Genomic DNA, 22,819 nt, shown 5'->3' on the forward strand with positions numbered 1-22,819 from the left:
CAGTCTGGCAGTTCGCCCACCGGAGGGCCTTTTCTGCCCGAATGGTGATCAGGCCCGCCGCGGGCGCGGCTACGGCGGTGCCCTCTGCGACCGCCGGGGTTACCCGGCCTGAACGGAATGAGCAGCACAGGTACGCTCCCCGCCGGGTCCGCGTACGCTGTCCTCTCATCCATACGCACTTCCATCGAAGCGAGCTCCCGGCCATGCCCACCTCTTCGGACATGACGACCCACACCGACTCCGCTCTCCTCGACGCGCTGCAGCACCAAGTGGCCGTCTTCGCCCGCCGCGCAGAACAGAGCCGGCTCGGCGGCGTCGGGCAGGCGCGCAACTCCATGGACCGCGCCGCGTATCTGCTGCTCAACCGCCTGGACCAGGAAGGCCCGATGGGCGTCAAGGCCCTGGCCGCCGGTATGGGCATCGACTCCTCGACGGTCACCCGGCAGGTCGCCCCGCTGGTCGACTCCGGTCTGGTCAGCCGCGCCACCCACCCCGAGGACGGCCGCGCCGTGGTGCTCCAGCTCTCCGAGCGCGGGCGCGCCCGTCTGGACGAGGTGCGCACCTCACGCCGTGCGCTGATGGCCCTGGTGACGGACCAGTGGTCCGAGGAGGAGCGCGCCTCCTTCACCACGCTCCTGACGCGCTTCAACGCCTCCCTCAGCGACATCACCGCGTCCTTGACGCCGCCCGGCCCGGCGTCCTGACGCCTGCGCAGACCGGCGGGGCGGTGCCCCCTCGCGCACACCACCCGGCGCACACCACCCCTCGCGTGGAGGGGTGGTGAACAGCGAGGCCGGGACTCGTTCCGTCAGCCCAGCGCCTGCTTGAGGTCGGCCAGCAGGTCGTCGACGGACTCGATGCCGACCGAGAGGCGCACGAGGTCGGCGGGGACCTCCAGCAGCGAACCGGCCGTCGAGGCGTGCGTCATCCGCCCCGGGTGCTCGATCAGCGACTCGACGCCGCCCAGCGACTCACCGAGGGTGAACAACTTGGCCCGGTTGCAGACCTCCACCGCCGCCTGCTCGCCGCCCGCGACACGGAACGACACCATGCCGCCGTAGGACCGCATCTGCTTGGTGGCGACCTCGTGGCCCGGGTGCTCGGCCAGCCCCGGGTAGTAGACCTGGGTCACCTTGTCGTGGGAACTCAGCAGCTCCGCGATCCGCTCCGCGTTGGCACTGTGCCGGTCCATACGGACGGCGAGCGTCTTGATACCGCGCATCACCAGCCAGGCGTCGAACGGGCCGGCGACCGCGCCCATCGCGTTCTGGTGGTAGGCGAGTTCCTCACCGAGGGTCTCGTCATTGACGACCAGCGCGCCGCCGACCACGTCCGAGTGGCCGCCCATGTACTTGGTCGTGGAGTAGACCACCACATCGGCGCCGAGGGCGAGCGGCTGCTGCAGGTAGGGGCTGGCGAAGGTGTTGTCAACGACGAGCTTGACCCCGGCGTCCCGGGCAACGCCGGCGAGCGCCTCGATGTCCGTGATGCCGAGCAGCGGGTTGGAGGGCGTCTCCACCCAGATCGCCTTCGTACGGGGCCGCAGCGCGGCGCGTACGGCCTCCGGGTCGGAGGTGTCGGCCACCGACCACTCCACACCCCAGCGCTCGACGACCTTGGAGATGAGGCGGAACGTACCGCCGTAGGCGTCATTGGGGATGACGACATGGTCGCCGGGGGTCAGCAGGGTGCGCAGCAGGCAGTCCTCGGCGGCGAGGCCGGAGGCGAAGGCCAGGCCGCGGCGGCCGCCGTCCAGCGCCGCGAGGTTGTCTTCCAGGGCGGTACGGGTCGGGTTGGCGCTGCGGCTGTACTCGTAGCCGCCGCGGAGCCCGCCCACGCCGTCCTGCTTGTAGGTGGATACCTGGTAGATGGGAGGTACCACCGCGCCGGTCGCCTCGTCAGGCTCCTGACCTGCGTGGATGGCAAGGGTTTCGAAATGCTGGTGGCGCTCTTCGCGCTGATCGCTCATGCCTGCCGAGGGTAGTCGTCCGCGCAACCGAACTTTCCGGAACTTTCTGGTTGGCTGGATAGTGGATATAGGTGGAGCCCCGCACGCCGGTTCCCTCCGTCAGCCCCGCCGCACACGGCCCACAGCCCCTCCGCCCGCCCCTGCGCCCCTCCCGCCCCACTCCCCCGCCCCCAGGCAGCCGTTACAAGAATTTCAGGTACAGGACACTCCACATGGACGCTCTGCTGGTTCTCTTCGCCGCGCTCGCGCTCGGCGGCCTCGTCTTCCTGCCCTGGATGCGACGCCGACGGGCCGTGCAGCACACCCGGCAGGGCCTGGTGGTGGCCTCCGACCCGATGGCGGGCTACGGCTTCGTACCGCTGGAGGAGCTCGACGTACGCCTGCCCGGCCCGGACCAGGAGCTGGCCGACGCGCTCGCCGAGATGCGCCGGACGCATGACTGGCGCCCGGCCGCCGAGCTGCTGAAGTCCACCGGTGACGACTGGGAGCGCCGCTGGCAGCGGGTGCAGACACTGGCCGGCGCCGCCGCCTTCGAGCTGGCCGCGGAGGAGGCGTCGGAGCAGCAGCGGCGCGGTACGGCCCCCGGGTACGGCGACGGCGGGCGGACCGGCGGGATCTGGCTGCGCACCTGGCGCTCGGAGGCGCCCAAGGACCCCGGCGGCGCCCAGACGCACGCCCAGTTCCTCGCCGTCCAGGCGCTGCGCGATCCGGGCTCCCAGGACTTCCGCATGATCCTGGAGGAGGCCCGTACGGTCTGCCGGGAAGCGGCGCTGCTGGCCCCCGGCAGCCCGATCCCGTACATCACCGAGCTGGCGGTCGCCCGCGGTCTGCACGACCGCCCCGCCGACTACGAGGAACTCTGGACCAAGGTCGCCCAGCGCGCCCCGCAACACATGGGCGCCCACCTCGCCGCGCTCCCCTACTGGTCGCAGAAGTGGCACGGCTCCCGTGAGCAGGCCGAGTCCTTCGCCGAACGCGCCGCGGCCGCCGCCCCCGCAGGGACCCTCCTCCCGGCCCTCCCCCTCTTCGCGGTCTACGAGCACCTCCCCGAGGCCAACATGGTCCGCAGCCTGTACCAGAGCGCGGTCGTCGAGCGCGCCATAGAGGGCGCTCACTTCGCGCTCCGCAAGGCCCCCGCCGACCACCCCATGGCGCCGCACGTCCGCCATCTCCTGGTCTGGTTCCTGGTACGCGCCGAGCGCTACGCCGAGGCCATGGAACAGCTCCGCCTCGTCGACGGCCACGTGGGCGCCGTCCCCTGGTCCTACGGCCACAGCCCCGCCGCCGAATACGCCGCCTACCGCGCCCTGGCCATCGCGGGCTGGGAACAACTCGGCGGCACCTCCGCGGGCTTCCCGCCACCCGGAAACTGAGCTGCCCGGCCGGAATGCCTCCGGCTTTTCCGGCGTTCCCGTCAATGCACACCCTCCGGTCCGCTCGCCCTCCCCAGGAGACTGATCCACATGCTGTTCTCCCGCTTCAAGAACCAGCTCCCCACCCCGGAGGAGGCACTCGAAGGCCGCCCCGAGCGGGCCTTCGCCGTCCCCGACCGGCACACCGTCCTCGGGAACCCGCTGCTCGGCCCGTACCCGGACGGCCTGGAGATCGCCGACTTCGGCCTGGGCTGCTTCTGGGGCGCCGAGCGGAAGTTCTGGCAGACCAAGGGCGTCTGGACCACCCTCGTCGGCTACCAGGGCGGCCACACCCCGAACCCCACCTACGAAGAGGTCTGCAGCGGCCACACCGGCCACACCGAAGCCGTCCGCGTCGTCTACGACCCCGCAGTCGTCCCCTACACCACCCTCCTGAAGCTCTTCTGGGAGTCCCACGACCCGACCCAGGGCTTCCGCCAGGGCAACGACGTCGGCACCCAATACCGCTCCGCCATCTACACCCACTCCCCCGCCCAACAACAGTCCGCCGAAGCCTCCCGCGACGCCTACGCCCCCATCCTCCACAACGCCGGCCACAACAACATCACCACCGAAATCCTCCCCGCCACCGGCCGCCCCTTCTACCCGGCTGAGCCTTACCACCAGCAGTACCTGGACAAGAACCCGACGGGGTACTGCGGGATCGGGGGGACGGGGGTGAGCTGCCCGGTGGGGGTGGCTCCGGCCGGCGAATGAGCCTCGCTCTCGACCGCGAGCATCTCTCCGCGCTGTGGCAGCGGCAGTGGCCCATGGGACCGCCCGTCGCCCATGAGTTACGCGCTGCCTACAGCGACCGCTGGGTGCGCTTCCACCACCTCCCCGACTCGAAGCGCTACCCGGATACCGAGGACGAATACGCCGTGGTCCTGGACCGGAACAACACGGTCCTGGATGAGCTCTTCGCCGGCACCGACGTGTACGTGCTGACCATGGCTTGGTCCAGCGAACCGACTGGCCCGGAACTCCCCACGCAGCGGCGCGAGGTGCACCCCGACGGCTCCCTCTGGATGACCATCGCCAACGAAGCCGACCCCGACCCCGAGTTCCACACGTACACACACCTCTACGCCGACCGCCGCCCCTGGCAACGAGGCAGCATCGACGGAATCCTCTGGGAAGTCGCGCACGACGTACTCAGCGGCGTGATCATCACCGACACCGGACTCCAGCGCATCCACCACCCCTACGACGGCGGCGCGGACGTCATCCTGACGACTCCCGAGGAGCGCAACCGGGTCCGGAACCGTCATACGGACTGGCTCGCCCAGCATCCGAACGACCTGTGAGACACGGTGCCAGAGACAGCCCACAAAGATCTGGACGATCAAGCAATCTCGCGACTTCGCACGTGGTCGTCCCTCTCTGAGTAGCAAGCGACTAGGGACACCAGCAGTACCTGGACAAGAACCCGACCGGGTACTGCGGGACGGGGATCAAGCTAAGTGAGCCGTCGGGGACGAACTGGGGACGGTCCTGCCCGACGGGGATCGCACCGGCGCCGGACGCGCCGACGGACTAGACAGCAGCACAGCTTCGTGAGCTGCGCCATCCCGTCAGTGGCTCATACGGAGGCCGGGGCGGCACACCGTCGGGTCGGATGCTATCGACCCTCAGCCGCCCTAAGGCCCCTTTTAGCCAATGGACCCTTCCGAAGCATGCTTCGGCCCACAGCACGCCACGAATCAAGGCATGGCATCTTCGGGGGCGAGGCGGAGCAATCTTGGTGGCTTGGGGCAGTGGTGGGGAGTCCTGGCCGGCGTCCTACTGATCGCAGCTTGGATCAACAGGGCAGCCGGGCCAGCAGTGGTGATCACGCTCTCAGCCGTCGTCCTACTCTGGTGCGCCTTCCAGGCACCGGTCACATGTGGCGCACCGGTACGGAGGCGCGAAGACGGCTGCCGCAACAACGCATCGGGACTCCTTCTCGGTTGCCACATCCGGCAACACCGCTGGCAGAAGCTCAAGATGCTGATCGTCCGCCGCCAAGTCCGGGCCTTCTGCTCAGGACTGTTCTCAGACGGCAAAGCCACCGTCGTCACCCTCGCTGGAATCGGCAGTTTCATCTCCGGGCTGGTCGCCCTCGTTCCCGGCGTGGTCGTCCACTGACCAACGTGTAAGGGTGCGCGACGTAAGCATCGGGGTCGGCAAACGGAGCCCCGTGACTACTGGATGACTCGTCTCCCCCTCGCCACGGGCCGGACTGCCTCTAGCTACCCGGTCACTCGGGATCGTCCCCTTCCGCCTCGGCCAATGCCTGCACCAAAGGCTCGGCAGAGGCGTGCAGGCGAAAGCCTGACGCCTTCACGTAACTGTAGTTGGGATCGTAGACAGCCTGTAGGAGTGGAGCGACGTGATCGGGCAGCAGCCCCGCAGCTTGAAGCTCCATAGTGAACCGGCTGATGGGACGCACCAGGCCGTTCAGTTTGGCCTCCGGGGAGTAGTGACACAGCTCCCTGATCGTCTCGTGGCTCACGAATCCTTCGTTGTCTGCAGCCCATCTGATGACGGCGGCACGGTCCTCATAGCCACCCGAAACAAGTTTCTCAAGCAGTGCTTCTACAGCCGACGGATTCCACAAGCCCTGCAGAGTCTCGGCGACCTCCTCCGTCACTTCCTCCCGCGAGCGATCCACACGGTCGATATCATCCAATCCCGTCTCAGCTGCATCGATGGCAAAGACAGACGCACCGAGAGCCGTGAATTGGCGCGGCGTAAGCATGTACAGTCGGGTGCCAGCCTCGCAGGACATTTCATCAATCAACTCTTGCCTTGGCCCGCTAGCTTGTCGGTTATCCCTTCGCCACCAGTCCTCCTTCACGTCACCGGTGACGAGCAAGACATCGCACTTGCGGAGGCGCGCCTCATCGAGGATCTGGCTCCACACCAAGAAGTCTCCGACGGCGTTGTCCCCCTTGCCGGCATCCATGTAACCTGGCGGGATCTTTTGTGTGACGCGGCGCTGTCCCTCCAGGGCGACCTCTTTGTACCTTTCTGGCGACAGAGGAGCCCCGACGCGAGCCGCCAGGGCCTTCTCCAGAGCCGCGACGACCGGATCTGCTGCAGTGTCACGGTCGGCAGGCCCTGCATGCTTCACGACAAGATCATCCACTGCCTTGGTTGCCGCCTCGAACCCGCTATTGAGATCCTCAAAGATCCTTTTCAACTCATCTTCTGGAAGGGCGAATCGACCAGCCCAATTACGGAGAACACCGGTCGCCTTTCCCTTGATATCCTGCAGCTCCTTGATTGCACTCGCAGCAGAAGCCTTAGGAGCGCTCACCGTTTCCAGGCGGTGGCGCCAGAACTCAACGAGCACCTGGTTAGGGATCCAAAGCTGGTTGCCCAGTTTCGCCATGACTGACAACAGAAGTTGACGCCCCTGCTCCGTGTATCGGTAGAGGTCGAGCAGGACATTAGCGTCGGCTACAACCAGTCCCGCGTTCATCACCCGCGCCAGATCACCCTCAGATGGCGAGCGATAGCTCTCGAACCCATCGAAGATGCCCAGTTTCGGCTGAATCTGGGCCTTTTGGGGCATGGAGTCGTCTACAGCAGTGGGATCAGTCACACCCTGATCCTGCATCAGAGGACGGCGGTTCGCTGCTCCCTTACAGACATTGCTTGCGAGACCAGGCACTCAGGTGGCGCCGGAAGCCGATCAGCAGCAAGCGGTCACATGGCAGGGCAGGCTCGGCGGGACGGGGTGAGCTGTCCGGTGGGGGTGGCTCCTACGGAGGGCTGATCGCGTAGCAGCTGATCATGTGGGGACTGCTCCCGTGCCCAGGCGGCCTCCACGCTGCCCATCACGCTGGTTCCGCGGTCCCGCCGGGCATGCGGCCGGCAGAACGAAGTCCTGCACAGTTCCCCCTGGTCGACTGGCGGCATGAGTCGCAGTCGCCATATCCCTGCAATGGGGTTGCCAGCACGGCTTGTTCAGTGTGGCAGGTCGTCTTGCGGGGCCCAGAGGGAGCGATGAGGTAGCGCGAGGATCGACCCGAGTTGGCCTGCCTCTCAACGGACTTGTCTCGACGGACTTTTGTCGTCGGCTCCAGGTCTCGCCCTCCCCGTAAAGCGATTGCACGAGACGCATCGTCTCGCCTACCGTGAGGCCATGACGACCCCGAAAGCCGCCAGACGCGCCCATATCGCCATGTTCTCCATCGCTGCTCACGGGCATGTGAATCCGAGTCTTGAAGTGATTCGGGAGCTTGTTGCTCGGGGGCATCGGGTGACGTATGCGATTCCGCATCTGTTCGAGGAGAAGGTTGCTGAGACCGGTGCTGAGCCGGTGTTGTACCGGACGACGCTGCCGTCGCCCGATGATGATCCGTCGGCGTGGGGGACCACGCTGCTCGACAACATGGAGCCGTTCCTGGACGACGCGATCCAGGCGTTGCCGCAGCTCATCGGGGCCTATCGAGGGGATGAGCCGGACCTCGTGCTGCATGACATCACCTCGTTCCCGGCGCGTGTTCTCGCCCACCGGTGGCGGGTGCCCGCGGTGTCCCTCTCGCCGAACCTCGTTGCGTGGGAGGGGTATGAGGAGGAAGTCGCCGAGCCGATGTGGGAGGAGCCCGGGAAAACCGAGCGCGGGCGGGCGTACTACGAGAAGTTCGTCAACTGGCTTACAGAGAACGGGATTACGCAGCATCCGGATCCGTTCCTCGGCCGCCCCGATCGTTCGATCGTGCTCATTCCCAAGGTGCTGCAGCCGAATGCCGACCGGGTCGACGAGAGGGTGCACTCGTTTGTCGGTGCCTGCCAGGGGGACCGTGCGGCGCAGGGCGGATGGGAGCGGCCCGCGGATGCCGAGCGCGTGCTGCTGGTGTCGCTCGGCTCGTCCTTCACCAAGCAGCCCGGTTTCTACCGTGAGTGTGTCAAGGCATTCGGTGACCTGCCGGGGTGGCATGTGGTGCTCCAGGTGGGCAAGCATGTCACCGCCGAGGATCTCGGGGAGGTTCCCGGGAACATCGAAGTGCGCGACTGGGTACCGCAGTTGGCGATTTTGAAGCAGGCCGATGCGTTTATTACGCACGCGGGGGCCGGAGGCAGTCAGGAGGGGCTGGCCACCGCCACTCCCATGGTGGCCGTTCCGCAGGCCGTCGACCAGTTCGGCAACGCGGACGTGCTGCAGGGGCTCGGCGTGGCCCGCCATGTTCCGATGGACGAGGCGGATGCCGGCACGCTCCGGGCGGCCGTGCTCGGGCTCGTCGACGACCCGGAGGTGAAGCGCCGTCTCGCGGACATCCAGCGGGAGATGGCCACCGAGGGCGGGACCCGGCGGGCGGCTGATCTCATCGAGGCCGAGCTGCCCGCTGCTGAGTGACGGCGGCGGGAGCCGCGCACCTGGGCGAGTGTCCGGACGTCGCGTTCAGAGGTCGGGGGGTGACGGCTGGTCGGCCGCCGGTTCGATATAGACCACCAGCGTCTGTTCCGGGTGTTCGGCCAGGTGGAAGGCGGTGTAGGCGTACTCGACCGGGCCGCGGTGGGGGTGGCGTAGGCGTTTGTGGCCGCTGTGGCGGGCCTGGACCTCGTACTGGCGCCACCATGCACGTGCCTCCGGGCTGTGTTCGGTCAGTTCGTCGATCAGGCGGGGGTAGCGGGGGTCGGTGGGGTGGCGTCCGGCCTGGGTTCGGAAGCGGGCGAGCAGGCCGCGTGCTTCGGGTTCCCAGTCGACGACGATCTCCCGGGCCATCGGTTCGAGGAAGACCCAGCGGAGGAAGTTGGGTGGGCGCTTCGACTCGTGGTCGATGAGGCGGGGGAAGAGGGCTTCGGCTGCCTGGTTGTGGCTGAGCACGTCGTAGGTGCCGCCGATGACATACGCGGGGTTCGGCTGGAGCAGGGAGGGTACGGAGGCCACCTCGGCGGTGAGCGGCTCGGGTTCGTCGGGTGCGTCCGCCGTGGCGTGCCCGACGAGCTGGAGGAGATGGGCGCGCTCGTGCCGGTCGAGTCGCAGTGCCGTGGCCAGGGAGTCCAGGACCTGTTCGGAGGCGCGGATCTGGCGTCCTTGCTCCAGGTACGTGTACCAGGTGGCGCTGATGCCGGCCAGGAGTGCCAGTTCCTCCCGGCGTAGGCCCGGTGTGCGGCGGCGGGCGGTCTGCGGGAGGCCGACCTCGGCCGGGGTGAGGCGCTCCCTCCGGCTGCGCAGGAAGGCAGCCAGCTGACGACGTTGGTCCGGCTGTCGTGGCATGGCACCTTCAGTTCCAGAATAAGTGGATTCTGGATACCAGGTTAAAGCTCCCGGAGACTCCTACGTGAGAGCACGGGTCGGCGCCTCGGCGACATTGCCGACGACCTTGCCGGCGGCCTCGCACGGTCGTGGCGGTCCCCGGCGTCGCACGGTCGTGGCGGTCCCGGGACGTGCGAGGCGCTGCGGCTTTCACGCCTGTCCACGAGCCGACGGCCGACGGGCCGCCCGCCCCGGGGGCCGCCCGCCCCGGGCCTCAGACGCGGTGGTGCGAAGGAAAGGGAGTCGTCATGTCTGGAATCGAAGGCAAAGTCGTGGCTATTACGGGAGCCAGCAGCGGTATCGGGGAGGCGACCGCGCTGTTGCTCGCGGAGCGCGGCGCGCGGCTCGTGCTCGGGGCGCGGCGGTCCGAGCGGCTGGTGGAGCTGGTGGCGCGGATCGAGGAGGCGGGTGGCGCGGCCGTACAGATCCGTACGGATGTGACCCGGCGGGACGATCTGCGGGCCCTGGTCGCGCTGGCTGGTGAGCGTTTCGGGCGGCTCGATGTGCTCGTCAGCAATGCCGGGGTCGGGACGATCTCGCCGCTTGATGATCTGCGGGTCGAGGAGTGGGACCACATGGTCGACGTCAATGTGAAGGGGGTCTTGCACGGGATCGGCGCCGCGCTGCCGGTGTTCCGTGCGCAGGGCACCGGGCACTTCGTCACCGTCGCCTCCACTGCCGCCTTTCGCATCGTGCCCGCCATGGCGGTCTACGCCGGTACCAAGTTCGCGGTCCGGGCGATCTGTGAAGGGCTGCGCCAGGAGGCCGGTGATTCCCTGCGGGTGACCACCGTGTCGCCCGGCGCGACGGCCACCGACTTCGCCGAGGCGTCCAGCAACAGCCGGGTCAGGGCGGAGATCACGAAGATGCGGGACGATCTCGCGATACCGCCCGCGGCGATTGCGCGCGCCATCGCGTTCGCCATTGAGCAGCCGGGTGAGGTGGATGTGAGCGAGGTTGTGGTGCGGCCTACGGCCCAGGCGTGAGGGGCTGGGGCTGATCTCTGCGGCCGGAGCGGACCGGTCACCACGGGAGCGGGCCGGACTGGGCAGCAGCCATTCGATTCCCGTACGCCGCGTGGGAAGAGGGGGTGATTGGATGACCGGCAGTCGTGAGGAGAGGTTGTCGTGCCCCGTACAGGCTCAGTCGGACGTAGTGCCGGTGTGGATCCCGAGCAGCTCTGGTCGCAGGGTGAGCGCCCGCGGCGGGGGCGGCCGCCGACGCACAGCCGTGCTGCCATTACCGAGGCGGCGGTTGCGCTGGCCGATGCCGAAGGGCTCGGCGCGGTCACCATGCGCGCGGTCGCGGCGCGGATCGGGGCCGGGACGATGTCGCTCTACAGCTACGTCCCCAACAAGGAGACGCTGCTGGAGCTGATGGTCGACCAGGTGAGCGGCGATCACCGGCTGCCGTCCGAGCCGTCCGGCGACTGGCGGGCCGATCTGCGGCAGTTCGCCCAGGAGCAGCGGACGATCATGCGGCGCCATCCGTGGCTGCCCGCGGCGCTGTCCGCACGGCAGACGCTCGGTCCGAACGCGCTCGCCGCCCTGGAGTACGCGCTGGCCGTCCTCGCGCCCGTCGGGCTGGAGGCCCCGGCGCGGCTGGAGACCTTCAGCCTGCTCACCGGGTTCGTGGCCAGCCACGTTTCCCATGAACTCGCCCAGGAACGGACGGTCGAGACCGGCGGCCGTACGTCCGGTGAACTCCTTGACGCCCAGGACCGCTACCTCCGGTCCCTTGCCGACGCGGACCGGTATCCGCATCTCGCGCGGGCCTTGGCGGTGCCGAGCCATGACTCGTCACCGCAGGCCGTATTCGACCGCCTTCTGGACCGCATGATCAATGGGCTGACGGCGGGGGTGTGACCGTCTGGGCTCAGCACCCCATCCGGCCCGTAGGTCAATGCGACGGCCGGGGCGGCTTCGAGTCCCCCGCCTGTGGCCCGTAGGCCGTCAGGAACCGGTCGCGGAAGGTGTCCATCCGCCAGACCGGGGTTTTCGGGCCGGGCTTGAGGCCCTTCTGCCAGCCCCAGCCGGAGATGCGGTCCAGCACGGCCGGGTCGTGGGCGACGAGCGCGACCGGTACGTCCCGGCTGGCGTGCTCGCCGGTGACGGTCGGGACGGGCTGGTGGTCGCCGAGGAAGACGAGCACGGTGTTCTTGTTGCCGTACTTCTCCATGTAGGAGATGAGGCTGTGCAGTGAGTACTGGATGGCGCGGCGGTACTCGGTCCGTACGTGCGCCGGGTCCTTCCACACCTCCTTGGGGTCCTTACCCGCCTTCTTGATGCCGTGGTAGACCGAGCCGTCGCCGAGTTGGTCCCAGCCGATCGTCTTCGGGATGGGCGCCCAGGGGTTGTGGCTGGAGACGAGGATGATCTCCGACATCAGCGGCTTGTGGTGCGGTTTGCCGTGCTCCAGACGTTCAAACGCCGACAGGCTGTATTGGTCGGGCACCCGCGACCAGCTGAACTGCGGGCCCTTGTAGCCGAGATGGTGGGTGTCGTAAACGTGGTCGAGGCCGTAGAACTTGCCCTCCGGCCAGGAGCGGGTGACGCCCGGCATGATGCCGGACGTGCGCCAGGCGCCGGAGCGCTTGAAGGCGTCGGTGAGGGGCATGCGGTCGCTGGAGGTGACGGTGCGGTAGCGCTGCTGGTTCTTGATCCACAGGCCGGACATAAAGGTGGAGTGGGCCAGCCAGCTGCCGCCGCCCGCCGTCGGTGAGGTGAGCCAGCCGCTCCGCGAGGCGAACCCGGCCTTGCGCAGCCGCTCGGTCCCGTCCTTGAGCACCGCGTCGACCTGCGACGCCATCGCCGGGTCATCGATCGCGCTGCGCCCGTAGCTCTCGATGAAGGTGAAGAGGACGTCCTTGCCGCGCAGTCCGGTCAGCAGCTGGTCGGGCGGGGTGTCGCGGAAGGCGTCGACGTGCGCCTCTTTGGCGAACACCTGCTGGTCGGCCAGGCTCGCGCGCAGCCGCTGGGCGCTGTCCTGGACGAGGTCGGCCGTGTTCGTGGACGCGACCGGGACGCCGGCGAGCTGTACGCCGAGCGCCGCGCAGGTGATCCAGACGGTGCCGAGCACGAGGGTGGTACGGGTCGCCACGGCACTGTGCCGCACCATGACGCGGGTGAGCCGGACGACCGCCAGCGTCATGAGCGCGAGAAGGGCGAGCACGAGCGCCACGACGCCGATCACGGCACCGGTCGCGCCCGCCTGCCCTATCGAGTCCTTGAGAAACGACACGGCGTCCCCGAACAGGCCCCAGTCGAGCACCGGGTCAAAGGGCCGGGCGAGCACCGAATAGAAGCCCATGTCCAGGCAGTTCAGGAGTGCCCGCAGGCCGAGGCCCACCCCGGCGACCACGGCCACCACCCGTCGCGCCCTCGGCGGCAGGAGCAACAGGAGGGCCGCGCCGAAGATGCCCTCCACCGGGATGCGCAGGAACTCACCGGGCGTGAGGCGGGTGAGCTGGTTTGGGAGGAGGAGCGCGGCGAGGACCAGGACGGCGGCCAGTACGGTGACCGCCCGCGCCCCGGCCCGCGCCCCGGCCGGGTGCCGGTCCCGCCAGCCGGTGGGGGCGGGGGCGTCAGCGAGGGCGTCAGCGGCGGGTTCATCGGGGGCGTCAGCGATGGGGGCACCGGTGGTGTCACCTGTGCGGGCACCTGCGGGCTCGTCCCGCATCGGCTCCGCAGCGTCGTCCGGCGGCGGTGCCTCCGTCGTGGCTGCCTCCGTCGTGGCTGCCTTCTGCATGTGCGGCGGCTGGCTGAAGCGCGTGGAGTGCGGCAACCCGAAGGTCCTTCCGTGCGTGGCCCGGTGGTGGCACGGCGGACCGGAACCGTGGATTCAGGCCGCCGTTATCAGTACGTCCGGCCACCAGCCGCTGTTCAATCATCAAGCTCCCGCTTCGGCCCGGATTCACCGCCCGTCCTACAGTCGCCTGTCATGGAGTGGATCGAGCGGGTGGGAAACCTGCGCAGCGCGGCACGTACGCAGGTGCTCGCCCTCACCGGCCGGTCCCTTATAGGCCCGCAAAGCGGATGTGCCGGGGTCGCCCCCGAGCACATCCGCTGGCATACGGCGCAGGTGTTCCGCGGTGAGGCACGGGCGGCCGAGGGGGTCTGACCCGGGCCGGGCGCGCCCGCCCAGGCGAACCCATACCGGGCGGGCCCGGACGGGCGATCTCCCTCCCCCGTCGCCCCTCAGACCGCAGCCGCCCGCTCCCCCGGCGCGGCCGGCTCCGCGGGCGAGAGGCGAATGCGGCGGCGCTTGGCCACCAATACCGCGGTGCGGGTGAGGACCATGGCGAGGGACATGAAGACGAAGGCGTTTGCGTAGACGTCCGGGCCGCTGAGTTCGTTTTCGATGCTGAAGCGGATCAGGTCTTCGGCGAACCAGTGCTCGGCGCCGTAGGCGAAAAGGACGCGGGCGCTGGAAAGCACGAGCCAGACGAGGGCGTAGCCGAATCCGCCGCGGGTGTAGATCTGGCCGTCGTCGCCGCGGTGGGCGGGGAGCAGGGCGCCCGCGATCAGGCCGCAGATCACGCCCACTCCGACGCCGATGAGCTGGAAGGACGGGGCATTTCCGGAGGTCGGGAAGGAGTGCACGAAGATTGCGATGATGACCGCGACCGCGAGCACGGAGCGCAGCATGCGCATATTGGTGACCCGGCGGCAGCCCAGGTCGGTCGCCAGGATGATGGTGAGAATGCTGACGCTGGCGATCAGCGCGATAACGAACTGACTCAGGTGGTCCATGGAAATCCGGGGCCTTTCCGCAATGCCGCGAGGTCTGTTACTCGGGCGGTTTCCGGGATACCGGGATATCCGTCGACCGCCTTCAACGACGTTATGGCGGGGCCTTGTTGTCGCGGTACGACCGGCCGGTGGATTCGGCTGTCCACCGGTCGGTGGACACCGCGCCGGAGGGAATGCGGGAGGGTGATAGGACTGGGGCGCGGCGGCACGGGGCGCCGGCGCCCCGGTGCGGGGCCGTTCGGGAGCAGGGGGATGGGCAGAGTGACGCCTGAGGCGGGGCGCGCGCCCGAGACGCGGATGCGTTGGTTCGGGCTGTGGGACAGCTACTTCGTGATCTGCTATCTGGTCACCACGGGGCTGGTGTTCACCTCCGCCGTGCCGCAGACCGGGCGGTTGATCGCGATCGGGGCGCTGACCGTGATCGTGCCCTGGTACGCGGGGATCGGGCGGCCGTTGATGCTCCGGGAGGGGCGCGACGGGCGGAACACCGGCTTCGCCGCCGGGCTGTTCGTGCTGTTCGGCGTCGCCACCGCGGTCGATCTGACCAGTGCGTTCGCGCTGTTCGCGATCGTCCCGATGCTGATGATGAGCCTGGATACCCGGCCGGCCGTCGTGGCGGGCGTACTCGGCAATGTCGTCCCCGTGACGATGCTGTGGCTGCGGGGCGGCGCGACGGCTCCGCTCGTGCTGTTCGTGCTGCTGGCGTCGCTGCTCGGGATCGCCCTGTCCGTACTTCTCGGGCTGTGGATCAAGCGGGTCGTACGGCAGAACAAGGAGCACGCCGAACTGATCGAGGAACTACGGCGGAATCGCGAGCAGGTGGCCCGGCTGTCGCACCAGGCCGGGATCGCCGCCGAGCGCGAGCGGCTCGCGCGGGAGATCCACGACACCCTGGCGCAGAGCCTGACCAGCATCATCAGTCTGGTGCAGGCCGCCGACGCGGAGGTGGCGGAGGCCCCCGACGTCGCGCGGAAACACCTCGCGCTGGTCGGGCGGATGGCCAAGGAGAGCCTGGCGGAGGCCCGTGCCTTCGTCGCCGACCGGACGCCCGCTTCGCTGCGGGAGAGTTCCCTGGCGCAGGCGCTGCGGCGGCAGGCGGACGGGCTGGCCGCGCAGACCGGGCTGCTGGCGCGGTTCGCCGTCGAGGGGGAGGAGCGTCCGCTGCCGATGGCGGTCAATGTCGTACTGCTGCGGGCCGCGCAGGAGGCCGGCACCAATGTGCGCAAGCACGCGGATGCCCGTGCGGTGGATCTGGTGCTGCGGTACGGCGAGGGGCAGGTCGGGATCGTCGTCACCGATGACGGCCGGGGGTTCGACGCGGCGGAGGCGGAGGCGGAGACAATGGCAGAGACGGAGGCGGAGACGGGGACGGAGACGGAGGCGGAGGCGGGGACGGGGGCGGCGCTTGGTGCGGCGAACGGCGGTCAGGACGGCGGATTCGGGCTGCGGGGGATGGCGGCCCGGGTGGCGGAGATCGGTGGGGCGATGAGCGTGGTGAGCACGCCGGGAGCGGGCACCTCCGTCGAGGTGAAGGTGCCCTTGGACGGGTCGGCGGAACGGCGGACTACAGCGACAGCGACAGCCACGACGGCGACGGCGACGGCGACGGCAAGGGACGAGGAGCGTTGCGCATGACCGCCGTTGAAGCCCCGGCCCCCGTACGCGTACTGCTCGCCGACGACCACCCCGTCGTCCGCGAGGGCCTGTGCGCCATGCTCGAAGCCGACCCGGGCATCGAGGTCGTGGGGCAGGCGGGCTCCGGTGAGGAAGCCGTGACGCTGGTGGAGCGGCTGGCCCCGGACCTCGTACTGCTCGATCTGCGGATGGGCGGGATGGACGGGGTCGCCGCCACCGGGCACATCCTGCGGCGGGCGCCGCGCACCAAGGTGGTCATCGTCACCACCTACGAGGACGACGCCGACATCCTGCGCGCCGTGGAGGCGGGCGCGGCCGGCTATCTCCTCAAGGGCAGTTCGCGGGCGGAGCTGATCGACGCGGTGCACGGTGCGGCGCGCGGGGCGACCGTGCTGACCCCGTCGCTGGCCCCCAAGCTGTTCCGGGCGCGGGCGGTGGAGGCGCCGCTGCTGTCCGGCCGGGAGTGCGAGGTGCTGCGGCTGGTCAGTCAGGGGCTGACCAATGCCGAGATCGGCCGGGAGCTGTTCATCGGTGAGGCGACGGTCAAGACCCATCTCCTGCGGGCGTTCAAGAAGTTGGAGGTGTCGGACCGGACCGCGGCGGTGATCACGGCGCTGGAGCGGGGTCTGTTGACGTAGGCAGTCGCGTGGCCTGTCCTCCGCCCGCTCAGGGACGGACGGCGCGGAAGCGGAAGTAGTCGGGGCGCAGGCTGATGCCGGGGGTGTGGAAGCCGGCCGCGCGCAGCCGGTCCGGGAGGGTTTCGGGCGGCACCGGGACGTACGTATCCCACAGGTGGATGAGGCGGAAGCCCCAGCTCGCCCGGCCGTCGCAGCCCGCGAAGACACCGCCCGGCCGCAGCACCCGGAACGCCTCCGCGAAGAGCTGGTCCTGCTGCCGGGGCGACGGCACATGATGCAGCATCGTGAAGCAGACGACGGCGTCGAAGTGGCCGTCCGGCAGCGGCATCGCGCAGCCGTCGCCGTGCACGACATCGATCCGGTCGCCGTACTCCGCGCGCAGTCGCTCCGCCGATCCCCCGTCGACTTCGAGGACGCTCAGCCGGCCGCCGGTCCGGTGTGCCAGCACCCGTGTGGTGGCACCGTAGCCGGGCCCGATCTCCAGGGTCTCGGCGTCCAGTTGGACATCTTCGAGGGCCCAGGGCAGCAGGTCCGTCGCCACCGCGCGGGCCCACATACGGGAGTTGCACAACCACTGGTGATAGCGATTCATGGTCATGCGGCGAGCGTAGGGAGCGGCCGCGGTGACCACCACGCGACAGGGGGACATGGTGTATCGCAGGACGGACAGTGGACAGCGACCGGACAGTGAGCCGCGACCGGACAGTGGACAGCGACCGGACGGCGGCGCGGAGCCGGACGGGCGGGACGGGCAGGTGGCGCCGCCAGGCCCGCCCGCCGGGGCGGCCGTCGTCGTCGGGAGCTTTGCGATGGACCGGGGGCAGTGGTTCGCCCGCCACCGCCATGAGCACCATCAACTGGCCTGGGCGCGGCGGGGAGTTCTGGCCGTACGGGCCACCGGCAACACCTGGGTGCTGCCGCCGTCCATGGCGCTGTGGATTCCGGCCGGGACCCCGCACGCCACCGGCGCCGCCGGCCCGGCCCTCTTCCGGAGCCTGTACTTCCTCCCGGAGCGCTGCCCGGTCGACTGGTCCGTGCCCACCGTCGTCGGCGTCTCCCCCCTGCTGCGCGAGCTGATCTCGTACCTCTCGGACGGCACCCTGGCCCCGGCGGCGCGCGAACGGGCCGAGTCCGTGGTCCTCGACCAGCTGCGGCCGGTGTCGGTGGCCACGGTGCAGGCCCCGATGCCGCACGACCCACGGGCGCGCCGGGTCGCGGAGGCGCTGCGCGCCGACCCATCCGACGGGCGGACGCTGGCGGAGTGGGGCCGCCGGGTGGGAGCGAGCGGCCGGACGCTGGCCCGCGCGTTCGTGGCGGACACCGGGATGCCGTACGGGCAGTGGCGCACCCGGATCCGGCTCCAGGCGGCGATGCCGCTGCTGGCCGGCGGCGCCACGGTGGCGGCGGTGGCCGCGCGGGTGGGCTATGCCTCGCCGAGTGCCTTTGTCGCGGCCTTCCGGCGCGCGGTCGGGGTGCCGCCGGGGGCGTACTTCGCCCCCTGAGGGCTGCCGGACTTCAAGCCCGTGGCGCGCTCACCCGTCCCCCAGCCGGGCCTGGTCCGCGGCCGCTCTGCCCTGGTGCCAGCCGTCGGCGTCGCGGACACCGCGGAGGCGGACCGGGGCGGTGTCGGGGAAGAGGGTGCCGGTGGTCTGCTCGACGGCGAGGGCGCGGGCGGCGAGGACCGGGAGGAGGTCGGGGGCCGTGGGGGCGGACTCGGCGGTGGCGGCGGCCGTGGCGGCGGCGGTGGCCGCGGCGAGGCGGTCGCGGATGCGGTCGGCGTAGGCGACGAGGAAGGTCTGGCGGAAGTCCCGGGTGCGGCGGGAGCGGCCGCGGGCGACGGGGGCGCCGCCCTGCTCCTTGAGGGTGTGGTGGTGGGCGTCGCCCGCGCGGCTCATGGCGGCGGTGGCCTGGAGCAGCAGCGAGGTGTAGAGCATCTCGGCCGCCTCCAGGTCGGGTGCGAAACCGATGAGGGTGGAGAAGCCGACGTCGGCGGCCCAGACGGCCTGGCAGCGGTTGGCGGCCGCGACCGCGTCGAGCAGCAGTGCCTTGGCCTGTTCGTACGGGCCCTCGATGCCGATACGGACCGCTGACGGGCCGTCGGCCCGGCCGCCCGGGGAGCCGTCCGCCCGGTCGAGGAGCGCCTCGTCGATGCTGTGCCGGGCCATCAGCTCCTGCGCCTTGGCGGACAGCGCCTCGGCCTCCTCGGCGTAGTCGGTGGCCTCCGCCTTGGCGAGCAGACCGCGGATCCGCCCCAGGGCACGTGCCGCGGCGGCACCGGCGGGTCCGCTCCGGTCTCCGGGCTGCGGCGGGGCGGGCAGCGGGGTGATCCGGGGCAGCCGGGCCAGTATGCGCAGCGCCGCCAGGACGTCGTACGCGGTCTCGAAGCGGGAGGCGCGGCGGCGGGTGGCCAGGGCGTCGAGGTAGCCGCTGTCGGCGGACCACCAGATCTCGGCGCCGAGGTCCCGTAGTTGCCCGGCCCAGCGCGGGTCCGGAACCGGGCGCGCGGCCGGAGGGCGGGCCGCCTCGGCCGCGACGGCGTCGACGACCAGCGCCACGAGGGCGGCGTCGGAAGCCGCGCGCCGTACGATCCGCACCAGGTCAGCGGGCTGCCAGCCGCCCGCCCAGCACTGCCGTACGCCCGCCACGGCGGCCTCCACCACCGCGGCGCTCACCGCCGCCCAGCCGACCTCGGCCGCGGCCAGCATCGAGGCACCCGCCTCAATGGCGTCCTCGGCCCGCTCGCCGTCCGACGCGTAACGGACGCTGCCGAGCACCTGGCCGACCAGTTCACCGGCCGAGGGCGAGGACGGCCCGCCGTGCCCTTTGCCGCCGCGCCCGGCTTCTCCGCGCCCGGTTTCTCCGCGCCCTGTTTTTCCGCGCCCGGTTTCTCCGCGCCCGGTTTTCCCGCGCCCTGTTTTCCCGCGCTCGCTCACCCGTTCACTGTACGGAGGGGGCGTGGGGGGGCTGCCGGAGAGGCGGACGCGTACGGGCGGGCGGGCGTAGAGCGGGGCCTCCGGGGGCGAGGGCCGGCCCCCGGGCACCCAGGTCGGCCCCCGCCTCAGAGGCGCACCTGATAGAAACCGAGGGCCTGTTCCGCCCGGTAGCCGAGCGCCGCGTTGACCGCCCGCATCGGGGCGTTCTCGTCCGCGACCGTCGTCATGATCTCCCGCACGTCCGGCCCCTGCGCGCGCAGGAACTCCAGCATCCGCAGCTTGACGGCCCGGCCGAGGCCACGGCCGCGGTGCGCGGGGACGACGACGGTGTCGTACTGCAGGGCCCGTACGGAGGCCGGGGTGGGCAGGACGAGTTCGGTGTAGGCGGCCACGGCGCCGTCGGCCTCCGCGAGGGCCGCCACGGTCAGCAGCACCCCGCCACGGTCCAGGACGACGCGGGCCGCGGCCCGTATCCGCTCGGGGTCCCAGGGGTCGTGCTGTTCGTCCAGGTCGCCGGCCGGGGCGTCCTGCATGGCGTCGTGGGCGCGGGCGTGCGCGGCGGCATAGGCGTCGGGGACGACACCGCTCCAGGCGGCGAAGCGATAGCCGACGGGCGGCGCGGGGACGGCCGGGGCGGAGGCGGTCGGGGCCAAGGCGGCGGGGGCGGCCGGGGCCGAGGCGGCCGCCACCTCCTGTACGTACTCCACCATCGGCAGCGCACACTCCGCGCCCCGCCCGACGGCGAACCTCTCGCCCGCGCCGCCCCGCTCCACCAGGGTGCTCACCGAGCTGCGGCCCTCGGCGGCGAGCCTCGCGCGCACGGCGTCCCACAGGGCCCGGCCCACCCCGCGCCCCCGATGGGCGGGGTGCACCGTCAGGGTGTCGAGGAAGGCGTTGGCGGCGTTCTCCTCGGTGTCGTGGAGGCGGAGCAGGGCGACGCCCGCGTAGCCGGGGGCGCCGTCGGGGGCCGGAAGCGTGACGGGGACGGCCCGGCAGTGCAGGGACGGGACGCGCAGGCGGCCGGCCTCGGCGGCCCGTTCGGGGGCGGGGACGCCCGGCCGGTCGTGGGCACGGGCGGCGGCGAGCACGGCGAACCAGGCGTCGATGTCGATGTCCATACGGCGGACCGTACGCAGCAACGATGCCCGGCGCGCCCTGTTTTCGGCGCCACCGGGCATCGACCGCTCAGCGAACCCTCACCGCAGTCACTGCACCGCGCTGCCGGCCACCCACTGCGACCAGTCCATGTTCCAGCCGTTGAGGCCGTTGTCCGGCTTGACGGTGTCGTCAGGGGAGTTGACGACCTCGACCACGTCGCCGGTCCGGCTGTGGTCGAAGAACCACGCGCCGTCCGTCTTGGGGTCCTTGGCGCCCTTGGCGTCCTCCAGGCCGATGCAGCCGTGGCTGGTGTTGGTCTTGCCGAAGATGCCCTTGCCCCAGTAGTTGCCGTGGATGAAGGTGCCGGAGCTCGTCAGGCGCATGGCGTGCGGGACATCGGGAATGTCGTACTCGCCCTTGCCGTTGTGCTTCTTGAAGCCGACGGTCGAGCCGTTCATCCGGGTCTGCTTGAAGCGCTCGGAGATGACCATCTTGCCGTTGTAGGTGGCGTTCTCGTCGCTGCCGGCCGAGATCGGAATGGTCCTGAGGGTCCGGCCGTCGCGCACGACGGTCATCTCGTGCGTCTCGGTGTCGACGGTGCTGATCTGCGAGTGGCCGACGTGGAAGTTGACGGTCTTGTTCTGGATGCCCTTGACGCCGGGTGACGCCTCGACGCCGTCCAGGCCGAGCTTCATGGTGACGTCGGAGTCCGCCTTCCAGTACTCCTGGGGGCGGAAGTCCAGCCGCTTGTCGTTGAACCAGTGGCCGACGACCTGCTGGTTGCTGCTCGACGTGACGTGGATCGCGGACTCGACGTCCGCCTTGTTCTTGACCGGCTTGTCGAAGTTGATCGACACCGGCATGCCGACGCCGACGGTCGAACCGTCCTCCGGCGTGAAGTTCCCGATGAAGCTGTTCGCCGGGGCGACGGTGGTGAAGCCGGAGTTCTCGACCGCCTTACGCCCCTGGGAGTCCACCGCATGCGCGGTGACCTTGTATGCCGTCGAGCGGCTCAGGGGCTGGTCCGGCGTCCAGGAGCTGCCGTCGGCGGCGATCGTGCCGCTGACCGTCTGCTTGGTCTCGACCGAGGTCATGGTGACATCGGTCAGCTTTCCGTCACTGACCGTGACACTCGCGTCACTGTTGAGACCCGTGTCGGTGGCGCCGTCCTCCGGGAGGATCATGATCTTGGCGTCGGAGGCATCCTTCGCGGCCGCCTCGTCCACCTGCCGGCTGTTCTCATGCGGGGTGGCGTCAGCACCGTCATGACTCCGATCGGCCGCACTGCTGCCACCACACGCCGCAAGCGTGAGTACGCCCCCGAGCAGCGCGGCGCTGGCTATCAAGCCCTTCCGGCGCTTGCTGTCCGTCATCACACGCATCTCCATTACTGCCGATTTCGCACGATTCCCCGAGCGAGCAGCCAACTGAACGCCGGCTATATGGACGCTGGCATTCCGGCCGACGCCATTTGAACGCCTTTTCCGTTTCACCCGTTCCATGCGTCCATAAAGTGTGGGGAAGGCCACTAATCACCCACACCGGTCAGATGGTGATCATGTGGAACAGGTCCAGGCATGTGGTGCGGGCGCGGGCATGTGGCGTGGGCGGCGGCATGTGGGGCGGGCGGCGGTATGCGCTGCGGGCGGCGACATGTGGGGCGGGCGCGGGCGCGCACCGGCCGGGCGGTCCGCCTTCGCGCCACGTAGTCGGCCCCCGTACGGCAGGGAGCCGTACGGGGGCCGGGGCCATCGGGGGTGCCGGTCAGCCCTCCCCGTCCGCGTCGTCCGCCAGATCCCACTCCGCCGCGTCCCACTCGGCATCCGGGTCGTAGTCGGTCAGCTCCTCGCTGCTCCAGGAGGCCTGTGCGAGTTCGGCGCCCGGCACCTTGGTGACGAGGTCGAACGGGTCGATCAGATGGGCCAGCGCCTCCGCCGGGTCCTCCTGGACCGTCTCCAGCGACTGTCTGCGCTCCTCGTCGGGCAGCGAGGGCTCCCCGTTGACGTGATCGACGGCGGCGCCGGTCAGCCGGCGGGCGTCGGTGACCTCCATGATCAATTCGACATGAAGGCGCACAAAACGTGATGTCTCACCATTGCTCATAGCACGGAGGTTAGGCATGGAGGGGGCCCG

The 22,819-nt window shown here is 70.1% G+C and carries 21 protein-coding genes and 2 pseudogenes; 13 read left to right on the top strand and 10 right to left on the bottom strand.

All coding sequences use genetic code 11. The annotated features are described in order from the left end of the window. The first annotated feature begins 203 nt into the window (after positions 1–203). Positions 204–704: a MarR family winged helix-turn-helix transcriptional regulator gene (locus tag STRTU_RS12570; protein WP_159743624.1), complete on the top strand. Its 501-nt coding sequence runs from the start codon at positions 204–206 to the stop codon at positions 702–704. A gap of 104 nt (positions 705–808) precedes the next feature. On the opposite strand, the gene STRTU_RS12575 is transcribed toward STRTU_RS12570, so the two are convergent. Further along, positions 809–1,969 (bottom strand): cystathionine gamma-synthase, encoded by a 1,161-nt coding sequence (locus STRTU_RS12575; RefSeq protein ID WP_159743625.1) that lies wholly within the window; start codon positions 1,967–1,969, stop codon positions 809–811. Positions 1,970–2,181: 212 nt separating this feature from the next. Between STRTU_RS12575 and STRTU_RS12580 the strand changes: the two genes are divergently transcribed. The 5 genes and pseudogenes from STRTU_RS12580 to STRTU_RS12595 all read left to right on the top strand — a co-directional run bounded on the left by STRTU_RS12580 (position 2,182) and on the right by STRTU_RS12595 (position 5,508). Next, complete coding sequence (locus STRTU_RS12580) at positions 2,182–3,342, top strand: hypothetical protein (protein WP_159743626.1); 1,161 nt, start codon at positions 2,182–2,184, stop codon at positions 3,340–3,342. A 90-nt stretch (positions 3,343–3,432) separates the two neighbouring features. Then, positions 3,433–4,098, top strand: a complete 666-nt coding sequence (gene msrA / locus STRTU_RS12585; RefSeq protein WP_159743627.1) for a peptide-methionine (S)-S-oxide reductase MsrA — start codon at positions 3,433–3,435, stop codon at positions 4,096–4,098. Continuing rightward, a complete protein-coding gene (locus STRTU_RS12590; RefSeq protein WP_246240396.1) occupies positions 4,095–4,688 on the top strand; it encodes a DUF3885 domain-containing protein in 594 nt (197 codons plus the stop codon). Before msrA ends, STRTU_RS12590 begins: the two co-directional genes overlap by 4 nt. Before the next feature lie 98 nt (positions 4,689–4,786). Beyond that, positions 4,787–4,921, top strand: a pseudogene (locus tag STRTU_RS36160) (peptide-methionine (S)-S-oxide reductase MsrA); the annotation flags it as partial. Positions 4,922–5,367: 446 nt separating this feature from the next. After that, a complete protein-coding gene (locus STRTU_RS12595) occupies positions 5,368–5,508 on the top strand; it encodes a hypothetical protein (RefSeq protein ID WP_246240401.1) in 141 nt (46 codons plus the stop codon). A gap of 112 nt (positions 5,509–5,620) precedes the next feature. On the opposite strand, the gene STRTU_RS12600 is transcribed toward STRTU_RS12595, so the two are convergent. Then, positions 5,621–6,970, bottom strand: a complete 1,350-nt coding sequence (locus STRTU_RS12600; RefSeq protein WP_159743629.1) for a PIN-like domain-containing protein — start codon at positions 6,968–6,970, stop codon at positions 5,621–5,623. A gap of 543 nt (positions 6,971–7,513) precedes the next feature. Here STRTU_RS12600 and mgt point away from each other — a divergent pair. Further along, positions 7,514–8,728 carry a macrolide-inactivating glycosyltransferase gene (gene mgt, locus STRTU_RS12605; protein WP_159743630.1) on the top strand — a complete coding sequence of 405 codons (1,215 nt, stop codon included), beginning with the start codon at positions 7,514–7,516 and terminating at the stop codon, positions 8,726–8,728. A 45-nt stretch (positions 8,729–8,773) separates the two neighbouring features. On the opposite strand, the gene STRTU_RS12610 is transcribed toward mgt, so the two are convergent. After that, entirely contained in the window at positions 8,774–9,592 is an 819-nt protein-coding gene (locus STRTU_RS12610) for a helix-turn-helix transcriptional regulator (protein ID WP_159743631.1), read from the bottom strand. Between the two features lie 287 nt (positions 9,593–9,879). Between STRTU_RS12610 and STRTU_RS12615 the strand changes: the two genes are divergently transcribed. Together STRTU_RS12615 and STRTU_RS12620 are read left to right on the top strand one after the other, a co-directional pair. Beyond that, a complete protein-coding gene (locus STRTU_RS12615) occupies positions 9,880–10,617 on the top strand; it encodes an SDR family oxidoreductase (RefSeq protein WP_159743632.1) in 738 nt (245 codons plus the stop codon). 177 nt (positions 10,618–10,794) lie between these two features. Beyond that, positions 10,795–11,496 (top strand): TetR/AcrR family transcriptional regulator, encoded by a 702-nt coding sequence (locus STRTU_RS12620; protein WP_159743633.1) that lies wholly within the window; start codon positions 10,795–10,797, stop codon positions 11,494–11,496. Between the two features lie 34 nt (positions 11,497–11,530). Here STRTU_RS12620 and STRTU_RS12625 read toward each other — a convergent pair whose 3' ends face one another. Beyond that, complete coding sequence (locus STRTU_RS12625) at positions 11,531–13,414, bottom strand: alkaline phosphatase family protein (protein ID WP_159743634.1); 1,884 nt, start codon at positions 13,412–13,414, stop codon at positions 11,531–11,533. Positions 13,415–13,603: 189 nt separating this feature from the next. Here STRTU_RS12625 and STRTU_RS12630 point away from each other — a divergent pair. After that, a pseudogene (locus tag STRTU_RS12630) lies at positions 13,604–13,750 on the top strand (phosphorothioated DNA-binding restriction endonuclease); the annotation flags it as partial. A 77-nt stretch (positions 13,751–13,827) separates the two neighbouring features. On the opposite strand, the gene STRTU_RS12635 reads toward STRTU_RS12630, so the two are convergent. Further along, a complete protein-coding gene (locus STRTU_RS12635; RefSeq protein WP_159743635.1) occupies positions 13,828–14,382 on the bottom strand; it encodes a hypothetical protein in 555 nt (184 codons plus the stop codon). A 252-nt stretch (positions 14,383–14,634) separates the two neighbouring features. On the opposite strand from STRTU_RS12635, the gene STRTU_RS12640 reads away from it, so the two are divergent. Continuing rightward, the gene (locus STRTU_RS12640; protein ID WP_167539138.1) at positions 14,635–16,017 is read left to right on the top strand and encodes a sensor histidine kinase; all 1,383 of its coding nucleotides are present in this window, start codon (positions 14,635–14,637) and stop codon (positions 16,015–16,017) included. Further along, positions 16,014–16,655, top strand: a complete 642-nt coding sequence (locus tag STRTU_RS12645; protein ID WP_159743636.1) for a response regulator — start codon at positions 16,014–16,016, stop codon at positions 16,653–16,655. The genes STRTU_RS12640 and STRTU_RS12645 overlap by 4 nt, the downstream gene beginning before the upstream one ends. Before the next feature lie 28 nt (positions 16,656–16,683). Here the strand turns inward: STRTU_RS12645 and STRTU_RS12650 are convergent, their stop codons facing one another. After that, complete coding sequence (locus STRTU_RS12650) at positions 16,684–17,253, bottom strand: class I SAM-dependent methyltransferase (RefSeq protein ID WP_246240404.1); 570 nt, start codon at positions 17,251–17,253, stop codon at positions 16,684–16,686. A 25-nt stretch (positions 17,254–17,278) separates the two neighbouring features. Here STRTU_RS12650 and STRTU_RS12655 point away from each other — a divergent pair, with 25 nt between their 5' ends. Beyond that, a complete protein-coding gene (locus STRTU_RS12655; RefSeq protein WP_308789372.1) occupies positions 17,279–18,157 on the top strand; it encodes an AraC family transcriptional regulator in 879 nt (292 codons plus the stop codon). A 30-nt stretch (positions 18,158–18,187) separates the two neighbouring features. On the opposite strand, the gene STRTU_RS12660 is transcribed toward STRTU_RS12655, so the two are convergent. From STRTU_RS12660 to STRTU_RS12675, 4 genes are all read right to left on the bottom strand, one after another. Further along, entirely contained in the window at positions 18,188–19,429 is a 1,242-nt protein-coding gene (locus STRTU_RS12660) for a DUF2786 domain-containing protein (RefSeq protein ID WP_159743637.1), read from the bottom strand. A 284-nt stretch (positions 19,430–19,713) separates the two neighbouring features. Continuing rightward, a complete protein-coding gene (locus STRTU_RS12665; RefSeq protein WP_159743638.1) occupies positions 19,714–20,706 on the bottom strand; it encodes a GNAT family N-acetyltransferase in 993 nt (330 codons plus the stop codon). Positions 20,707–20,793: 87 nt separating this feature from the next. After that, the gene (locus tag STRTU_RS12670; RefSeq protein WP_159743639.1) at positions 20,794–22,059 is read right to left on the bottom strand and encodes a L,D-transpeptidase; all 1,266 of its coding nucleotides are present in this window, start codon (positions 22,057–22,059) and stop codon (positions 20,794–20,796) included. A gap of 391 nt (positions 22,060–22,450) precedes the next feature. Then, positions 22,451–22,789, bottom strand: coding sequence for a hypothetical protein (locus STRTU_RS12675; protein ID WP_246240409.1), 339 nt, complete (start codon positions 22,787–22,789; stop codon positions 22,451–22,453). Between the last annotated feature and the right edge of the window lie 30 nt (positions 22,790–22,819).

It is taken from the genome of Streptomyces tubercidicus (assembly GCF_027497495.1).
Lineage (GTDB): Bacteria > Actinomycetota > Actinomycetes > Streptomycetales > Streptomycetaceae > Streptomyces > Streptomyces tubercidicus.